The organism is Bellilinea sp. (assembly GCF_034432615.1).
Taxonomy (GTDB): Bacteria; Chloroflexota; Anaerolineae; order Anaerolineales; family Anaerolineaceae; genus Bellilinea.
Genome location: NZ_DAOUBL010000130.1, coordinates 20,126 through 38,853, shown reverse-complemented (window position 1 = coordinate 38,853; position 18,728 = coordinate 20,126). Strand labels below are relative to the sequence as shown.

The 18,728-nt window shown below is 50.1% G+C and carries 14 protein-coding genes and 1 other annotated feature; of the genes, 13 read left to right on the top strand and 1 reads right to left on the bottom strand.

All coding sequences use genetic code 11. The annotated features are described in order from the left end of the window. On the bottom strand, window positions 1-3,237 hold a 3,237-nt coding region (locus VAE48_RS05890), incomplete at its 3' end, for a response regulator (RefSeq protein WP_322792389.1). Between the two features lie 211 nt (window positions 3,238-3,448). On the opposite strand from VAE48_RS05890, the gene VAE48_RS05885 reads away from it, so the two are divergent. The 13 genes from VAE48_RS05885 to ileS all read left to right on the top strand — a co-directional run bounded on the left by VAE48_RS05885 (window position 3,449) and on the right by ileS (window position 18,704). Then, a complete protein-coding gene (locus tag VAE48_RS05885) occupies window positions 3,449-5,389 on the top strand; it encodes an APC family permease (protein WP_322792388.1) in 1,941 nt (646 codons plus the stop codon). Next, entirely contained in the window at window positions 5,389-6,078 is a 690-nt protein-coding gene (locus VAE48_RS05880) for a TrkA family potassium uptake protein (protein WP_322792387.1), read from the top strand. The genes VAE48_RS05885 and VAE48_RS05880 overlap by 1 nt, the downstream gene beginning before the upstream one ends. A 4-nt stretch (window positions 6,079-6,082) precedes the next feature. Beyond that, window positions 6,083-6,781, top strand: coding sequence for a potassium channel family protein (locus tag VAE48_RS05875; RefSeq protein ID WP_322792386.1), 699 nt, complete (start codon window positions 6,083-6,085; stop codon window positions 6,779-6,781). Between the two features lie 141 nt (window positions 6,782-6,922). Next, window positions 6,923-7,093 carry a 50S ribosomal protein L34 gene (gene rpmH, locus VAE48_RS05870; protein WP_061918065.1) on the top strand — a complete coding sequence of 57 codons (171 nt, stop codon included), beginning with the start codon at window positions 6,923-6,925 and terminating at the stop codon, window positions 7,091-7,093. 3 nt (window positions 7,094-7,096) lie between these two features. Next, the gene (gene rnpA, locus VAE48_RS05865; RefSeq protein ID WP_322792385.1) at window positions 7,097-7,534 is read left to right on the top strand and encodes a ribonuclease P protein component; all 438 of its coding nucleotides are present in this window, start codon (window positions 7,097-7,099) and stop codon (window positions 7,532-7,534) included. A 28-nt stretch (window positions 7,535-7,562) separates the two neighbouring features. Beyond that, window positions 7,563-7,799 carry a membrane protein insertion efficiency factor YidD gene (gene yidD / locus VAE48_RS05860; protein ID WP_322792390.1) on the top strand — a complete coding sequence of 79 codons (237 nt, stop codon included), beginning with the start codon at window positions 7,563-7,565 and terminating at the stop codon, window positions 7,797-7,799. Between the two features lie 39 nt (window positions 7,800-7,838). Further along, window positions 7,839-8,897: a PQQ-binding-like beta-propeller repeat protein gene (locus VAE48_RS05855; protein WP_322792384.1), complete on the top strand. Its 1,059-nt coding sequence runs from the start codon at window positions 7,839-7,841 to the stop codon at window positions 8,895-8,897. A 14-nt stretch (window positions 8,898-8,911) separates the two neighbouring features. Continuing rightward, window positions 8,912-9,724 (top strand): YidC/Oxa1 family membrane protein insertase, encoded by an 813-nt coding sequence (locus VAE48_RS05850; RefSeq protein ID WP_322792383.1) that lies wholly within the window; start codon window positions 8,912-8,914, stop codon window positions 9,722-9,724. Between the two features lie 48 nt (window positions 9,725-9,772). Further along, window positions 9,773-10,561 (top strand): RNA-binding cell elongation regulator Jag/EloR, encoded by a 789-nt coding sequence (gene jag, locus VAE48_RS05845; protein ID WP_322792382.1) that lies wholly within the window; start codon window positions 9,773-9,775, stop codon window positions 10,559-10,561. 66 nt (window positions 10,562-10,627) lie between these two features. Beyond that, window positions 10,628-11,797: a glycosyltransferase gene (locus tag VAE48_RS05840; protein ID WP_322792381.1), complete on the top strand. Its 1,170-nt coding sequence runs from the start codon at window positions 10,628-10,630 to the stop codon at window positions 11,795-11,797. Between the two features lie 13 nt (window positions 11,798-11,810). Beyond that, entirely contained in the window at window positions 11,811-13,115 is a 1,305-nt protein-coding gene (locus tag VAE48_RS05835) for a pyrimidine-nucleoside phosphorylase (RefSeq protein WP_322792380.1), read from the top strand. Window positions 13,116-13,135: 20 nt separating this feature from the next. Continuing rightward, complete coding sequence (locus VAE48_RS05830; RefSeq protein WP_322792379.1) at window positions 13,136-15,184, top strand: glycosyltransferase family 39 protein; 2,049 nt, start codon at window positions 13,136-13,138, stop codon at window positions 15,182-15,184. A 60-nt stretch (window positions 15,185-15,244) separates the two neighbouring features. Next, window positions 15,245-15,505 (top strand) — a binding site (T-box leader). Between the two features lie 46 nt (window positions 15,506-15,551). Then, complete coding sequence (ileS, locus tag VAE48_RS05825; RefSeq protein WP_322792378.1) at window positions 15,552-18,704, top strand: isoleucine--tRNA ligase; 3,153 nt, start codon at window positions 15,552-15,554, stop codon at window positions 18,702-18,704. The last annotated feature ends 24 nt before the right edge of the window (window positions 18,705-18,728 follow it).

The following is an 18,728-nucleotide window of genomic DNA, read 5'->3' as shown; positions in this document are numbered from 1 at the left end:
AGTTTCTGCACGTCGCGCGCCTGCTCCTCGTGGGTTATTTTCTGCTGAATGCTGCTGGGTTTTCATTTCTGCCAGTGCTTTTTTTAGCAGAGGGATCTGATTTTCCATTTCAGCAATCAGGCTATCCGCTCCATCCAAATCACCATTGGCTGCTTGCATATCCAGCTGGTGGGCAAGGCGGGTCAGTTTGACGGCTTCAAAATTGGCGGCCACACCTTTCAGGTTGTGAGCATGGAGTTTTATGGTGGCTGCATTTTGAGAATGTAACGCATCTTTCAATTCATCCAGTTTTGTTTCGCATTGCTGAATGAACTCTTCAAACGTGGCCAGAAAGAAGTCTAAATCATCGCCAAAACGCGGCAGAATTTTTTCGATGTATTGCGGATCGCCTAAGGACTGGGTATTCTTCCGGAAGGCCCGGCTGAGAAATTCATCCTCTTCAGAAAGGTTTCCTTCGGCGTTTGTTTCGTAAGATGTTTGTTGAGGAGTAACAGGGATTTGTTCGGTTTTGGGTAAAAAGCCATTGGAGTCGGTATCCAGGGACGGGAAGTACGCTGCAAATTCCGAAGAAAGGTCTGCTGGAATCGGTTCGGTTGGCTCATCAACCGCTGTGGATTGAAGCGGTTCTGCTTGAGAACGTTTTTGTCCCCAGTGTTCAATTGCGTTGAAAAGCTCGCGGGGCTTAATCGGTTTGGAAAGGTAGGCGTCCATCCCACTGGCGAGACAGCGTTCCACGTCTCCGGCGAGCGCGCGGGCGGTCATTGCAATGATGGGGGTATGGTTAACAGCACCTTCCCTCGAGCGAATCCGCAGGGTTGCCTCATAACCATCCATTTCGGGCATCTGGATGTCCATCAGGATCAGGTCGTAATTCTTCTGTGCGGTTTTTTCCATTGCAATGCGGCCATTTTCGGCTTCTTCCACCGTGTGCCCAAATTTGGTCAGCAAATTGACCACTACTTTGCGATTGACCGGATTGTCTTCAACGAGAAGGATATGGCGGGGAATGGAACTCCGTAATCCGAAAGCAGTTGGACGGCTTTCGGCGGGTGGTTTTACGGCGGATTCGACGGGCTGTGTGATGGAAAGGGCGGCTAGCAAAGCATTGTAAAGCGCCTGTTGACGAACAGGTTTGATCAGTGTTGCCGTACAACCGATACGGTGACAGTCTTCCTGGGAAACGTGAGTGCCAAGTGTGGTCAAAACCAGGATCTTAAGGTTGTTGTTGAGTAATGGTTCAATAGCCGCAGGCAGGCTGGGTTGGCCATTGACCAGGAGAAGCCGGTAATCTATCATAGCCAGTTGCACCGGGGCGCGATTGTTATCGGCAGATTGCAGCATACCAATAAACGATTCGCGATCCTCACATTCGCTGACCGCAAACCCCACTTTTTCCAGTTCCATCCGCAGGGATTGACGGCTGGAAGCATTTGGATCGGCAAGCAGGACATGTTTTCGGTGAGAAAGCGCAATCAGTTCGCGCGGCTGTTGTTCCGGAACTTCCTGACGGTAAAAGACGGCGCTGAAGGAAAAGGTGCTGCCGCTGCCCGGTTCACTGATCAGGGAGATTTTCCCGCCCATCAGTTCAACCAGCTGGGTGGAGATAGCCAGCCCAAGCCCCGAACCGCCATATTTACGGGTCGTTGACATATCCGCCTGCGTAAAGCGTTCAAAAATATGCGCCTGACGGTCTAAAGGAATGCCAATGCCGGTATCGCGCACCGAGAAGCTAATGGTGGCCTGCGAGCTGGTTTGAGCAATGGGTTGAACGGTGATGACAATTTCCCCCTGCTCGGTAAATTTTACAGCATTACCAACCAGATTATTCAACACCTGACGCAGACGGTTGGGATCCCCGCGCAGCAGGACGGGGGTTTGCGGGTCAATCAGGCAAACCAGTTCCAACCCTTTGGCGGCGGCGCGCTGCGAGAAATTGACAGCCACATTTTCAACGATGGTACGCAAGTTGAAGTCGGTGGTTTCCAATTCCATCTTTCCGGCTTCAATTTTCGACAGATCGAGAATATCACTGATCAGGTTAAGCAGCGACTCGGCGCTTTCCAGTGCTGCATTGAGATATTCGCTTTGTTCGGAGTTGAGCGGTGTATCCAAAGCGAGGTTCAGCATGCCGATCAAACCATTGAGCGGTGTGCGAATCTCATGACTCATGTTTGCCAGAAACTCACTTTTAGCCAGATCGGCTTCTTCGGCTTTCTGGCGGGCGCGTACCAGTTCGGTGATGTTGTGATACAGGTTGAGAACGCCAACTTCCTGCCCGTTAACGATGACCGGCACGCCGAAGATTTCCACATCAATCAATTCGCCGCGGCGGGTCTGGCGTTTGCTGACGCTGTGAATCAGTTCGCCCTGGCGCACACGACGGCTGAATTCAAAAGCGCCATCGCGAAATTCTCTGGAGGTGATGATCTCATCCAGTTTTCCGCCAAGTACTTCTGCCTGTGTGTAACCGAAAAGCCGCTCAAATGCCGGATTGCAGGCGACGATGTGGCCGTTTAAATCGAGGGTAACAATGGCTACCGGGCTATTCTGGAAGATGCTTTCAAAATATTGTTTCTGTCGTTGAATTTCTGCCTCAGCTTTTTTGCGCTGGGCAATATCATGGAAGATATAGATGATACCTTGCTGATTTTCACCATCCTGGAAGGGGAAACCGGTTACTTCAAACCAGCCATACAAAGACGGCATGGGAATGACCTGAGTTTTGGTGAGAGCCTTTTTTTGCACCGGTTCGATGACTCCCGGAAAAACTTCTTCGATATTTTTACCGATCAAATCGGCATATGAGGTTTTCAGGGTTTGGGTAGTGGCGCGGTTGCAGCGGATGATCTTGCCGTTCGAATCGGTCAGTAAGATCAGGTCGGAGATGGCATCGAAGGTTGCTTCCCATTCCTTCTTTGCGCGTATGATGTTGGCTTCGGCCTGATGCCGCTCCAAAATTTCCCGCTGAGAGACTTCCTTGATCGCGTAAAGTTCGCTTGTCCGTTGAGCGAGTTCGCCCTTGAGACGCTGGCCCTGACGGATGGCACTGATTTGCTGATAAGTATTGACGATATTCAAAAGGACGATGAACGCCGAGAAAAGGTCAACCAGCCATAAAACCGGTTCGTTGAATTGAGCCGTCAGGAAGTTGTTTGGTGTCAGTACCTCCCCTGCCGAAAGCAGCCAGATTGCAGTGATCAGGAAGGGAAAGATCAATCCCAAAATTGCTCCAACCATTGGAAATATGGCTGGGATGAATTCTTGTAGAGGAATTTTGGGGTTTTTATCTGAGAGCATCATATTTCTTTGGAAATTGCAAGGAAGTTGTTCATCCAATTTCCTTGACTAAAATTATAATTGACCCCGGCAACAAATGCTATTATAATCTTGTGCTTTGTTGATACGGATTGAAGGATTGCGTCTGAATGTAAAGGCGTTTTGAGAACAAATGAATATTGAGGATCAAACCGGTACTACTGTACTTCGTCGAGAAACAGAAGTCAAGCCTAAAAAAAGCTGGCGCACGTGGCTGATTGGCAGACCCTTACCAACCGCAGATGCCCCTCACCAGACCATTGGGGTTTTGATTGGTTTGGCTGTCTTTGCTTCCGATGCACTTTCCTCAACGGCTTATGCCACCCAGGAAATGCTGGTTATCTTGATGATACTGGGTGAAAGAGCCTATGATTATGTGTTTCCTCTGGCAATAGGCATTGTCCTTTTATTAACGATAGTAACGCTGTCTTACGAGCAAACTGTCCATGCTTATCCCAATGGGGGAGGCGCATACACTGTTTCGCGGGACAATTTAGGGGTATTGCCCTCAAAAATTGCCGCTGCCGCGTTGCTGACAGATTATATCCTGACTGTATCAGTTTCAATTTCATCAGGTGTTGCCCAAATTGTGTCAGCGATTCCAGAATTATTTCCATATCGGGTTTGGGTAGCAATAGGTTTTATTTTTTTCATCATGGTGATGAATTTGAGGGGGGTAAAAGAATCAGGACGTGCATTTGCTGTTCCCACTTATTTCTTCGTCGTCATGATGTACCTGACCGTGATTGTGGGGTTGATTCGGTACTTCGGCGGAACTTTGGGATTGGTGGCAAATCCACCGCCAATTGAAGTATTTCATGGAACGGCAGGAGTTGGTATCTTTCTGATTTTAAGAGCATTTTCAAGCGGAACAGCGGCCTTAACCGGAATTGAAGCCATTTCAAATGGTATCCCTGCCTTTAAAGAGCCCCGTTCAAAAAATGCTGGCACAACCCTGATCATTATGTCTATCATATTGGGTTCGTTGATGCTCGGTATTTCTTTTCTTGCTGGGCATATAAGAGCAGTACCTTCTGAGATTGAAACGGTCATTTCCCAATTAGCCAGAACCGCCTTTGATGGACGGGGTGTTTTCTATAGTGGCGTTATCTTAGCAACAACTGTCATTCTCATCATGGCTGCCAATACAGCATTTGCCGACTTTCCTCGATTAAGTGCGATTGCGGCTACGGATGGATTATTACCCCGCCAGTTGACCTATCGCGGCAGCCGCCTGGTTTATTCACGCGGCATTGTGTTGCTGGCAATGCTGGCAACCTTGTTGATTGTTATTTTTCAAGCCTCGGTCACACGATTAATTCCGCTTTATGCAGTGGGCGTTTTTCTTTCCTTTACTTTGTCACAGGCTGGCATGGCGCACCGCTGGTGGAAGATAGGCAGGTTGAAAGAGGGGGAAACCTTAAAGGAACGTGGCTCTGTATTGCGTTATGACCCTAACTGGCTGATAAAAATGCTGATTAACGGGTTTGGCGCATTTTGTACCGGCGTGGTGATGCTTGTATTCGCTGCCACCAAGTTTGTGGATGGCGCGTGGGTTGTGATTGTCATTATTCCGACACTGGTGGTGATTTTCAGCGCAATCCAACGGCATTACCGCCATCTGGCAGCCAGATTATCGCTGGAAAATTATGGCGGGTTGCCGCGGATAGCCCGCCATCGGGTGATCATCCCGATTAGTGGGGTTCACCGCGGAACGCTGGCTGCACTGCGCTACGCCCGCACACTTTCCGAAGATATTACCGCCGTGCATGTTTCGATTGACCCACAGGAAGCCGAAAAGGTGCGGCAGAAGTGGGAAACCTGGGGAGATGGAAGACGGCTGGTAATTCTGGAGTCGCCCTATCGTTTATTTATTGAACCGCTGTTAGAATACATTGATGAAATTGAATCGCAGCGTCAGCCGAATGAAATCATCACCATTGTCGTGCCGGAATTTGTGCCGCGTCACTGGTGGGCAGGCTTGCTGCATACCCAAACTGCGCTCACTTTGCGGATGGCGCTGCTCTTTCACAAGGATATTGTGATCACAAGTGTTCCCTATCAGGTGGATTGATGAAAACAGAAGTAGAACAAAAGCAAAAAAGGATGCAAATTGTTGTAGTTGGCTGCGGCCGCCTCGGCTCTGCACTGGCATACCGCCTGTTCCGCGCCGGTCATCTGGTGGCCGTGATTGATTCATCGCCAACCTCGTTCAATAATTTGCCGCCCGATTTTACCGGCCGCATTCATGAAGGGGATGCCCTCTCTCAGGATGTATTGGTGCGGGCCGGCATTGAACAGGCTGACGCGCTGGCAGCCGTTACCAGCTCCGATGCCATCAATGCTGTTGTTGCGCGGGTAGCCCGCGAGGTTTATCATGTACCCAATGTAGTGGCTCGTAATTATGATCCCCGCTGCCGGGTGCTCTTTGAAGAATTGGATTTGCAAGTCATCAGTTCAACCAGCTGGGGTGCGCAGCGCATTGAGGAAATGCTGTATGATTCCGGCATTCATACCGTTTTTTCGGCAGGCAATGGCGAAGTGGAAGTGTATGAATTTGTCATTCCGGAGAGGTGGGAAGGCAAAACGCTGGAAGAATTACTGCCGGACGAAGAATGCCTGCCGATTTCGGTTACTCGCGCCGGACGGGCAATGCTGCCCCAATCCGGTTTGACTATCAAGGGCGGCGATATCATCCATGTGAGTGCGACTTTCAACGGCAGTAATTGCTTGCGCCAAAAGTTGTTGGAGCAAAAGGAGTAGCCAGATGTACGTGATCATTGCAGGCGGCGGGAGAACTGGCGCGCAACTGGCGCGAATTCTGGTTGCCCAAAATCATTTTGTCCAATTGATTGATTCGCGTCCCGAAGTACTGGCGCGGTTGCACAAGGAATTGCCCACCGAGGCAATCTTTGAGGGTCGGCCGATCGATCCGCTGGTGTTGGAAAAGGCGGGCGCAGAAAAGGCGGATGTCCTGGCAGCCTGTACAACTGAGGACGAGGTCAATCTGGCAATCTGTTTCATGGCGCGCAGCCGCTACAAAGTCCCCCGCACCATTGCACGCATCAATAATCCACGTAATGCGTGGCTGTTTGACCACAAGTTTCATGTAGATGTAGCGGTCAATCAGGCTGAAATTATGGCGTCCATCATCGAAGAAGAGATGTCGCTCGGCGACATGATGACCCTGATCAAGCTGCGGCGGGGAAATTACTCTCTTGTTGAGGAGAAAGTTCCTGCGGATGCACCTGCATTAGGGATTGCGATAAAAGACCTCAATTTACCCGAACACTGCGTTATTGCGGCCATCATCCGCCATGGTGAGGTGATTGTGCCGCGCGGCATCACCACTTTTGAACCGGGTGACGAGGTTCTGGCTGTGGCAGATCCGGAAGGTGCCCGGCAGCTGGCCAAAATGCTTTCGCCGAACAAGGTTGGGAATGGCCGGACTGGGAATGGGGTTTGACCGCTGCTCAAGCATAGAGTATAATTTAATTCTACATTCTGCTATCACCTGTGCACTGCGGAAATCGCCAAGCATATCGAAATCAGTTTGGCAATTTGCGCAGGACACAGTGGCTAAAACCAATGATGAAAGGAAAATGATATGCCCAAACGGACATACCAACCCAAAATTCGCCGCCGTGTTCGCGTGCATGGCTTCCGTGCGCGGATGGCAACCGCTGATGGACGGCAGGTGTTGAAACGCCGCCGCCTGCGCGGCCGCTACCGCCTGACGGTGACTGCCAACAGCCATGTCAAAAAGGTACGCTGGTAGTCTGTGTTTTCTCTGCAGGTGATGCCCTCTGGGGGCAGCCTGCCGTTCATTGATTTTCAATGGACGGGTTCATGGGTGAAGCGCAAATTCAGGTTAAGACGGACGAGCGATTTCAAGCGGGTGCGACAAACCGGCAGGGTATTCACGCACCCGTTCCTTGTGTTAACCGTCTTGCCCAATGAAAACAGCGGTATCCGAATTGGCATTACCGCCAGCAAGGCAGTGGGCAGCGCTGTGCAGCGCAACCGCGCAAAGCGGCGTTTGCGGGCAGTGGCAGATTCCATGCTTTCCAAATTGCCCGCCGGATGGGACATGGTGTTGATTGCCCGCAAACCCGTACTGACCGCCGATTTTGTGGAATTAAGGGAAGCGGTGATTGGGCTGATTGAACGGGCCGGTTTGCTACCGGACAGTAGAAAAGAATTCGATGATCGAACATGATTATTCTCACGAACCCCGCTTACGGGATTTGCCGTTCAATTTCAAAACGGCTCCCCGCTGGGTATTGCTGGGTTTGATCCGCCTGTATCAGAAATTCGTTTCTCCCGCTTTGCCGGCCAATACTTGCCGTTTTTACCCAACCTGTTCGCACTATGGTTATCAAGCCATTTACAAACACGGTGCGATTAAGGGTTTGTTTATGGCAGTTTGGCGGGTGCTCCGCTGCAATCCTTTTAACCCCGGCGGATATGATCCTGTCCCGTAAAGTCTACCTGAGCAAATGGATACTTACACGAAAAGATCTATGAAAAATTCGAAAATCCTGTTGATTGCGTTGTTTCTTTTGGGGGGTGTGTTGTTAGCATCCTGTGGTGCGCCCCTTTCCGGGTCGAGCTGGCCGGGGGTGAGCTCGAACGGTGATACGGTGTATGTTGCCTATATGCAGCACGTTTACGCGGTTCGTGCTGCGGATGGCAGTATGATCTGGCGTTTTCCAGAAAAAGCCGGAAGACAAATGTTTTTTGCTGCGCCGGTCCTCGCCGATGACCAGCTGCTTGTTGGTGATTATGAGAATGTCCTGCACAGCCTGGATCCCAACACGGGTGTGGAGAAGTGGCTCTTTGCGCAGGCTCAGGCCGATTGGATTGCCAGTCCGCTGGTGGTGGGAGATGTAATCCTTGCTCCCAATGCCGACCATTTTTTATATGCCCTTTCTAAAAATGGCTCACTGTTATGGAAATTTGAAACCGGACGGGCATTATGGGCGCAGCCGGTCAGTGATGGGGAAACCGTTTATCAGGCATCCATGGATCACAAGGTGTACGCAATCAACATTCGGGATGGCCAGAAGCTCTGGTCGGTGGACGTGGGGGGAGCGGTAATTTATTCCCCAGCCCTGGATGCAGAAGAAGGTACCCTTTATCTTACCACGCTGGCGCGCAATTTGATGGCGATCAACACGCGGGATGGTTCGATCCGCTGGCAGCGAAAATTTGAAGGCGGGATGTGGACTCAGCCAGCCTTAAAAGATGGTCGGCTTTTTTTGGGAGATTTACAGGGAATGGTATATGCCATTTCTGCCGCAGATGGAACGGAAGTCTGGTCGCAAAAAGTAGATCAGCCAGTGACCGGTAAGGCAGCCGTTCTGGATAGTCGGGTGGTGTTTCCAACCGAAGATGGAAGTCTGATTGCCATGTCGCTGGAGGGAGAACGATTGTGGAGCCGAACATTTGAAGGCAAATTGTATACTGGACCGGTAGTTATCGGTGACCGTCTGGCAGTCGGTATAGCCGGCGGAAAAGAATTTTTGAAAATGGTCTCGCTGGATGGGCAAGACCTCTGGACGTTTGTTCCACCAAAATAAGTGAGGTAAAAGACATGTGGGACGCTTTGATTATCACGCCGTTTATCAATACCCTGCTGTTCATCTACAATATTGTAGGACAGAACTTTGGGATTGCGATCATCCTGTTCACGCTGCTGATTCGGGTAATCACCCATCCCTTGATGGTTCGTCAAATCAAGGGAGCGCAGGCGATGCAGGAACTTCAAAAAAATGAGAAGTGGCTCAAGATTCAGGAGAAGTACAAAGGTGATCGCGAAAAACTGGCGCAGGAACAAATGGCGCTTTACAAAGAACTGGGCATCAATCCGTTTGCTTCCTGTCTGCCGACCCTGATCCAGCTGCCGATTATTTTCGGTTTGTATCAGGCGATTATTTCTGCTCTGGCCAGCACTCCGCTGGATTTGCTGCGTTTAATTCGTCATATCTATCCCGGACTGTTGCAAGTTGAATCGCTGATCCCGCTGAATTCACGCTTCCTGTGGATGGATTTGGGTCAACCAGAGCGGCTATTCATTCCAGGTTTGAGTTTTGGCATCCCGGTGCTGGTCGTTGTGGTTGTGATCACGACCTATATCCAGGGAAAGTTGATTGCCACTCCTTCAGCCAACCCTAAAGATCAAACGGCCGCGATGTCGAATATGATGAATCTGTACATGCCGGTTTTCATGGGCTATCTGGCCTATACGCTGGCCTCTGGTTTGGCGTTGTATTTCGTCGCCTCGAATCTGATTGGTATCCTTCAGTATGCGATGTTGGGCAAGGTCAATTGGGGAAATGTGTTCCCATTTTTGAACAAGCAGCCAGCCGCGGCGGGAAGCGGCGGGAAAAAATCCTATTCCAAATAAGGCATCATTCTCCCTGTTGTATTGGAAAAGGGAAGATTTGAGGAATCTATGAATCACGAGAAAACCACCCTTGAAATCATTGCTCCAACTGTGGAAGAAGCGGTTGCCAAAGGATTGACTCAACTGGGTTTACGGGAAGAAGAGGTTGAAGTTGAAGTGCTGGACGCCGGCAGCCGTGGATTTCTCGGTTTAGGCAGCCGGCAGGCGCGTGTTCGATTGTGGATCAGAGAAAAAGAGGGAATTCAAAATTCCACCACCCTTGAAAATGAGCAAAAGCGAGCTCTGCAAATCGAAAAAAAGCGAACCTCATCTTCGGCTACACCTCAATCAACTCCTATGGAGGCAGATTCGCAAGAAAAGTTTATTTTGCAGACTGCCGAACAAATTACGGGAGAGCTGCTGCAAAAAATGCACCTCAAAGCCCGCCTGAGAGCTACCATGCTCCCTCCGGAGGATGAGAACGATCAGCCGACCGTGATGGTTGAGGTGCAGGGTGAAGATTTAAGTATTCTAATTGGCCGTCGTTCGGAAACATTGAATGCCTTGCAGTATATCACCAGTCTGATCTTAAGCAAGGAGGTCGGCAAGTGGGTGCCGTTGATCATTGATGTTCAGGGTTACCGTGCGCGTCGTGAACGTCAGTTGAAAGTGTTGGCGCGCCGGAGTGCCGAACAGGTTGTGCACACTGGCAGGAAAATTACACTGGAACCCATGCCAGCTAACGAACGGCGTGTGATTCACCTTGAGTTGCGCGATCACCCGGACGTAACCACAGAAAGTGTTGGCGAGGAACCTAACCGTAAAGTCACGATCTTTCTCAAAAAGCATCATTCTTGAAATCTCGGTAAAAACAGGACTTTTCAATCAAAATATTGAAAAGCCTGTTTTCTTTATGGAGATATTGTGACGATCTGGCAGTTCCTCATCTCCACACATGCAGATGGTTTGCTGGGTTACCTGGTTGTTATTTTAACGATTTCAGTATTTAATCTGTTTTGGTTTCGCAAAATAGAGCATTACCCTCCCGCAAGAACAAAGCCGGCGGTATCGGTACTTATTCCGGCGCGCAACGAGGAAGCGAACATTGCTGTCTGCCTTGAAACGGTGTTGGAGCAGGATTATCCCATATTGGAGATATTGGTGCTGGATGACCAGTCCACCGACCGCACTGCAGAGATAGTGCGCCAGTACTGTCAACAGGATAGCCGTCTGGCTTTAATTGAGGGAAAACCACTGCCTGCCGGATGGTTGGGAAAACACTGGGCCTGTCAACAACTCGCTGAGCAGAGCAAGGGTGAACTGCTCCTTTTTTTAGATGCGGATACCCGCCTTCACCCCCATGCCTTAAGATATGCGGTTAATGCGCTATTGCAGGAAGCGGTTAATTTGTTGAGCGTTGTGCCCAAAGAGATTGTCAAGAGCTGGGGGGAGCGGCTGATTCAACCGTTTTTTCTTTGGGCTGTTTATACGGTTTTGCCGTTAGGTATTGCCAACAAGGCCCAACTGGAGTGGCTGACCTTCACGATTGGTCAGTTTATGCTGTTTGACCGCCGCGCTTATTTTGCCATCGGCGGACATGCAGCCGTTCGCAATGATGCGGTGGATGACCTGGCGCTGGGTCGCAGAACCGTGCAGCACGGTTTTCGCTGGTGGCTGGCAGATGGGACTTCACAGGTGGAATGCCGGATGTATCATTCGTTGAAGCAGGTGATCGAAGGCTTTAGTAAAAATTATTTTGCTGCATTTCGGTATAATCTGGTCTCGTACGGCTTTGTTTTCACATGGTTGACGTTGGTGTATTGGGAACCGCTGATTGTACTTCTTTTGAATGGAGCGGGCGTTGGGGTTGATTATTTCCCCACCCAAAAAGCCTTGCTGGCTGTGGGGCTTTCGTTGTTGATTTGGATTCTGGTGTATGCCCGCTTAAAATTCCCGGTTTTTCTGGCTGTTTTTTATCCCTTTACCATTCTTTCTAATTCCCTGATTGCAGTGCGGTCATTTTACCTGACCTTGAAGGGTACTTCCACCTGGAAAGACCGCCGCATGGAAAGACCAAAAATCCGCTTTTTCTGACGGAGGAGATCTTATGAAAGCCGTGGACATTATCATCAAAAAACGTGACCGGAAAGTGTTGAGCCGGGAGGAAATCGAGTTTTTTGTGCAAGGGTTTACCCGCGGAGAAATTCCGGATTATCAGGTGGCAGCCTGGGCAATGGCGGTCATGTTAAATGGGATGACGGAACAGGAGACCACTGATTTGACTCTGGCAATGGCCTATTCCGGGGAGGTGCTGGACTTGTCGGAGGTTGTACCCATAGCGGTGGACAAGCACTCGACCGGAGGGGTAGGGGATAAAACCACACTGGTGGTCGAACCGCTGGTGGCAGCGTGCGGTTTGCCGGTTGGCAAAATGTCCGGGCGCGGACTGGGCTTCAGCGGCGGCACGCTGGACAAGATTGAGTCGATTCGCGGCTTCCGTACCGATTTGAGCAAAGAGGAGTTTATCCATCATTTGCGAACCTACGGGCTGGTGCTGACCGGTCAAACCGGAGATTTGGCTCCAGCGGATGGTAAACTGTATGCTTTGCGGGATGTAACCGGTACAGTCCCATCGATTCCCTTAATTGCATCTTCAATCATGAGTAAAAAAATTGCCGGGGGAGCACAGGCCATTGTGCTTGACGTAAAGGTGGGGGTAGGTGCGTTTATGGAAACGCTGGAAGATGCTCGTCAGCTGGCAGAGTTAATGGTAGCGATTGCCCGTCTTTCAGGCCGTAAGGCGGTGGCGGTCTTGTCGGATATGAATCAACCGCTGGGATACGCGGTGGGCAATGCGCTGGAATTGCGTGAAGCGATAGATACCCTGCATGGCAATGGCCCGGAAGATTTCTACGAACACTGCATGGAAATTGCCAGCCACATGCTGGTGATTGGCGGAAAGGCTCAAGATTTGCGCGAAGGGCGTGACCTTGCAGAAGAGGCTTTGCGTGAAGGACGGGCATGGCAGAAATTCCGGACTCTCGTTCAGGCTCAGGGCGGGGATGTCAGTATGGTGGATCATCCGGAGAAGCTGCCAGTCGCTCCTTTTATCGAGGAGGTGTATGCCGGTCAGGAAGGGTACCTGTCTGCAATCAATGCGCGTGAAGTGGGGGAGACCTCGGTGGATTTAGGGGCCGGCAGGGCCAAGAAAGGCGACCCAATTGATCATGCTGTTGGACTTGTTGTTCATCATAAAGTGGGAGACTTTGTCCACAAAGGGGATCTGTTGTTTACCATCCATGCCAGTGACCGCTCAAAACTGATGCAGGCTAAAGAGCGGTTACTGGCAGCGCTCAGTTGGAGTATTGCTCCTGTTCAGCCGCTTCCATTATTTTATGGCGTCATTCAGTAAGTCATTTTGCCTGTCCTGCAATGAAGCTAAACCGATTTGAGGCGATTTTTACCGTTATCGTCATTGCCGTTCATCTGCTGGTTATCCTGGCACCGATGAACAACCTGCTGGATAGGTGGTTTACTACCGATGATGCTTTTTATTACTTTCAGGTAGCGCGCAATATCAGCGAGGGACGGGGCTCCAGTCTGGATGGTTTCAATCTCTCGAATGGTTATCATCCCTTGTGGATGGGGGTTTTAATTCCCTTTTTTGCGCTGGCACGCTTTGACCTGTTTGTGCCTTTGCGGCTGGTGGTTTTCCTGTCGGTATTGATTTCGCTGGCAACCGGAATTTTGCTGTATCGCTTTCTTTCTCGTTCTGTAAATCCGGGCCTTGCGAAGCTGGCTGCGGTTTTCTGGGTGCTTTTTCCTCCCATCCACCGTTCGGTAACTCAACTGGGGATGGAATCAGCGCTTAATGCTTTGTGCGTGATTGTCCTCATTCACCAAACCAGCCTGCTGCTGGAAAAGCCCATTTCCGACGAAAAGTGGCGTGACCGCTTTATTTTGGGGGTAATGGCTTGCTTTGCCTTGTTTGCGCGGCTGGATAATGTGTTTTTGGTTTTGACAATTGGCTTAGTCCTTGTGTTTCGCTCCCAGAGAAAATTCATTTTTTGGCTCGCCTATTTACTTGTTGGGTTGATTTCTATTTACCTTGCATTTTTCACCCGGATCGGGTTCCCCCGCTTTTTGACGGACTTTCAATCCACACTCTATGCTATGGTTGGGATTGGCGTGCCAATTAAGCTCCTCTTTGCTTTTGCGGGAGGGATGTTTATTCCTGTGTGGAATGGAATTCGCAAGGAATTGATTCGGGTGGTTATGGTCAGTTTCACTTCTACCGGATTGATCGGAGTGATTTTGTTGATATTGAATGCCGTAGAGGTGGTTGGAAGCTACCCTCGCCTGGTTGTTTTGCTGGATGTCTTCTTCAGTGTTTTATTATTCTTACCCGTCCGTTGGTTAGCGGTTCGACTGGTGGAAAAGGATAAGGGCGATGAAACCTCACCTTTGCGTGAATTTTCTCGAAATTTTTGTGATTGGTTCAGGCGTGGAGCCGGCTATGCTCTGCCCGTTGTGATTTTGCTGATTTTTTACCTGCTGCTTAACCTGTACTGGTTTGGCACTCCCACACCGGTCAGTGGTCAAATCAAACACTGGTGGGGCACGATTCCCGATGTGGTATATGGAAAACCGGTAAATTCCATGCCTGCCTTATTTGGATTTTTTGAAAATAGTGGTCAAAGTCCTTGGTGGTTGCTCTTCCTGCCGGTGTCCGTTATTTTGGATACATTATTGGGCGGACTGGAAGGACAAACCACGAGCGTGTGGTTGAAAAACGGTTTAATGCTCGGCTGGTTGGCCTTGCTGCTGGCGGGTCTGTGGCTAAGGATAAAGAAGCGTGGTATCGATGCGCAGACTTTAATGATTTTTCCATTGTTGACTGCTTGTCTGCTTCAAATCTTATATTACACCGGTAGTTATTACGTTAATCATCGCCCATGGTATTGGGTCAATCATTTAATTCTCGGTGTACTTTTGTATTCCTTTTCACTGGATGGTTGGAATTCATTGGTTTCTGCGACGGAAAACAAATCAGTCCGTTTGCCTGCTTTCAGCACTGTAGTGATGGTGGCTGTGGGGCTTTGGGGGAGTATCTATCTCTTGAGTTCCTTTGCTTTACAAAAAGATGATAAAACAGCTTATTACCTTGAAGAAGTGGAACGGTTGCAACAACATACCCCTGCAGGGGTCAGAATTGGAATGCCGGGTGGCGGTACAACGGCTTATTTTATTCGCGGGCGCACCATTGTCAATCTGGATGGTTTGATCAACAGTTTTGATTATTTTCAGCACCTCAAGAGTGGGCAAGGTCGGGATTATCTGGATCAAATGGGCTTAGATTATGTATTTGGTAACCCGGGTATGATCGAGGATTCTGCCCCGTATTACCAGCTGCTGGAGGGGCGGCTCGAACCTGAGGCGGATATTCTGGATTTCAGACTGTACCGCTACCGCTTACCCTAAAATTGTGGGCTGAAGAGCACTTGCCATTCGTTCAATTTCATGGCATAATTTTACCAACTTGTAAAAGCGATGATGGAAACGAGTAAGTTTGTGCGCAGCCACAGCGAACCCGGGCGGGTGTGAGCCGGGTGCACAGCGACAGACTGAAAATCCTTCCGGAGCTGCAAACTGAACACAGGTTCGCCTGTCAGTAGGGGCGCCGGCTTCGCCAGCCGTTAGCATGGGCGCGAATATATCCTGAAAAAGGCGTATTCGGCAGAGAGCCTGCTTTTTAGGCAGGAAACAGGGTGGTACCGCGAGAAAACCCCTCTCGTCCCTGTGTGGACAGAGGGTTTATGTCTTAAATTCAAGTATTTGAGGAGTGAGCATGTTTCGACCGGTTTCTCCAAAACTCAATATCGTGCTGATGGAAGAGGGTGTGCTACGATTCTGGAAAAAGAATCAGATTTTCCGTAAATCACTGGAACAGCGGGAAGGCTGCCCGGAATACGTGTTTTATGAAGGCCCACCAACGGCGAATGGTAAACCGGGCGTTCATCATGTGCTTGCGCGTGCCTTTAAGGATGTCTTTCCCCGCTATAAAACGATGCAGGGCTTTCATGTCAACCGACGCGGCGGTTGGGATACCCACGGCCTGCCGGTGGAAATTGAAGTAGAGAAGAAACTCGGTTTTACCAATAAACAGCAAATTGAAGATTTCGGGATTGCCCGTTTCAATGAACTTTGTCGGGAATCGGCTTTCTCCTATATTCAGGAATGGGAGAAACTGACCGACAGGATTGCCTTTTGGGTAGATTTGGAAACGGCTTACATCACCTATACCAATGATTATATTGAGTCGGTGTGGTGGATCTTGAAGAACTTTTGGGAAAAGGGATTGCTGTATCAGGGGTTCAAGGTCGTACCCTATTGCCCGCGCTGCGGTACACCCCTTTCCGATCACGAAGTTGCTCAGGGGTATGATGAAGCAACGGATCCATCGGTATTTATACGGCTGCCACTGGTTGATGAGCCTGATACATCGCTGCTGGTATGGACGACAACACCATGGACATTACCTGCAAACGTGGCGGTAGCCGCACATCCAGAGGAAACCTATGTAGTGATCGAAAGAGATTTGGAAGAAGGTGGAAGTGAGAAATTAATCCTGGCCGAAGCCTTGCTGGAAAAAGTTTTTGATGGTCAACCATATCGTCTTGTAAAGAAGATGAAGGGTAAAAGCTTAAGAGGCAAGCGTTATCAACCCTTGTTTACTTTTGTGCCGCCGGATAAACCGGCTCATTATGTGGTGCTGGGTGACTTCGTGACGACTGAGGATGGAACGGGTCTGGTTCACATGGCACCGGCGTTCGGCGCCGAAGATATGAGCGCGGCGCTGGAATTTGACCTGCCGATCCTGATGACGGTTGCTCCGGATGGTACTTTTATCTCAGATGTGCGCCCATGGGCGGGCGTATTCGTCAAGGATGCGGATCCTCTGATCACCGAAGACCTGCGGCAGCGTGGGCTCCTCTTCCGTTCGGGTACGTATACCCACACTTACCCCTTCTGCTGGCGCTGTGATACGCCGTTGCTGTACTATGCCCGGCCTACGTGGTACATTCGCACCAGCCAGTTCAAGGAACGAATGGTTGAATTGAATGAACAGATTAACTGGTATCCGGGGCACATAAAAAGCGGCCGGTTTGGCAACTGGCTGGCAAATAACATTGATTGGGCGCTGGGACGTGAGCGGTACTGGGGCACTCCCTTGCCAGTCTGGGAATGTGAGCAGTGCAAGCATCAGGAGTGCATCGGATCGGTGTCTGAGTTGAGTCAAAAAACGGGGCGCGACCTCTCCGGATTGGATTTGCACCGCCCTCATGTGGATGAAGTTTTCTACTCATGTCCGCAGTGTGGTGGTAAAATGCGGCGCGTTCCGGAGTTGATTGACGTGTGGTTTGACTCGGGTTCAATGCCTTATGCTCAATGGCATTACCCCTTTGAGAATCAGGAGATTTTTGCCCGACAATACCCGGCTGATTACATTTGTGAGGCGGTGGATCAAACCCGTGGATGGTTTTACTCATTGCACGCTATCAGCACACTGCTCAACGATCAGGTTAGTTTCAAAAATGTGATCTGCCTTGGTTTGATTCTGGACGGCAAGGGCGAGAAGATGTCCAAATCGCGCGGCAACGTGGCTGACCCGTGGGATGTATTGAACAAACATGGTGCCGATGCCATGCGCTGGTATCTCTACACGGCCAGCCCGCCCGGGCAAGAGCGGCGATATTCTTCTGAGCTGGTTTCGGAAGTGGTACGCAACTTTACGTTGACGCTTTGGAATACCTACTCTTTCTTTGTGACTTACGCCAATCTGGATGGCTGGAAACCGGATGCTTCGGTTGTGCCGCAGTACAGTGATTTGGACCGCTGGCTGCGCTCCAGCCTGCATACGCTGGTACGGGATGTGACCGCGGCAATGGAAAATTACGATGTTTTGGGGGCTACCCGTCCCATTGAAACCTTTGTGGATCAATTATCCAACTGGTATTTGCGGCGTTCGCGGCGGCGGTTTTGGAAGAGTGAATCGGATGAGGATAAACGGGCAGCCTATGCCACGTTATACGAAGCGCTGGTGACCATTTCTAAGCTGCTTGCCCCTACCATGCCCTTCATGGCAGAAGAGTTGTATCAAAATCTGGTGCGGAGCGTGGACGAAACAACGCCGGAATCGGTGCATCTGGCACGCTGGCCGGAGTATGACCCGCTTGTGATTGATGAACGGTTAAACCGCGAAATGGCATTGGTGATGAAACTGGCATCGGTGGGCCATGCAGCACGCAACAAGGCTAATCGTAAGGTGCGCCAGCCTTTGGCGGAAGCAGCTTTTTCGGTTGGAACGGCTGAAGAAATGCGAGTAGTTGAAACGTACGCTGATTTGCTGGAAGATGAATTGAATGTCAAAAAAGTGCGCGTGTTGGATACCACTGCTGAGGCGGTAGCCTACTCACTCAACCCGCTGCCAAAGCAATTAGGGCAAAAGTACGGTAGTAAATTCCCGGCAATCCGCAAGGCATTACTGGAAATGGATGCCGAATCTGCCGCTAAAAAATTGCTTACCGGCCAGTCGCTTGATGTAGAGGTTGATGGAGAAACTTTCACCATTTTACCGGAAGAGGTGGAAGTTCGGGCAACAGCACGCGAGGGCTTTGCAGTTGCCAGCGAGGGGGCTTATCTGGCCGCATTGGTTACAGACTTAACGCCGGAATTGGTCAAGGAAGGCCTGGCAAGGGAGTTTGTGCGCCGGGTTCAAGATTTACGTAAACAGGCTGATCTGGATATTTCAGACCGCATCCGCTTGTATTACACTGCCACACCCTTGCTGACCGAGGCTGTGGAGGAATTTTCCAATTACATTCAAGCCGAAACTTTGTGTGTTGAGATGGTCAATTCACAGCCAAACGAAAATCTGCCCACTACACAGGATAACTTTGATGGACAGGAAGTTCGCATTTCCTTGAAAAGGGTTGAATAGGAAAGTAGAAGCGTTGCAAAGGGG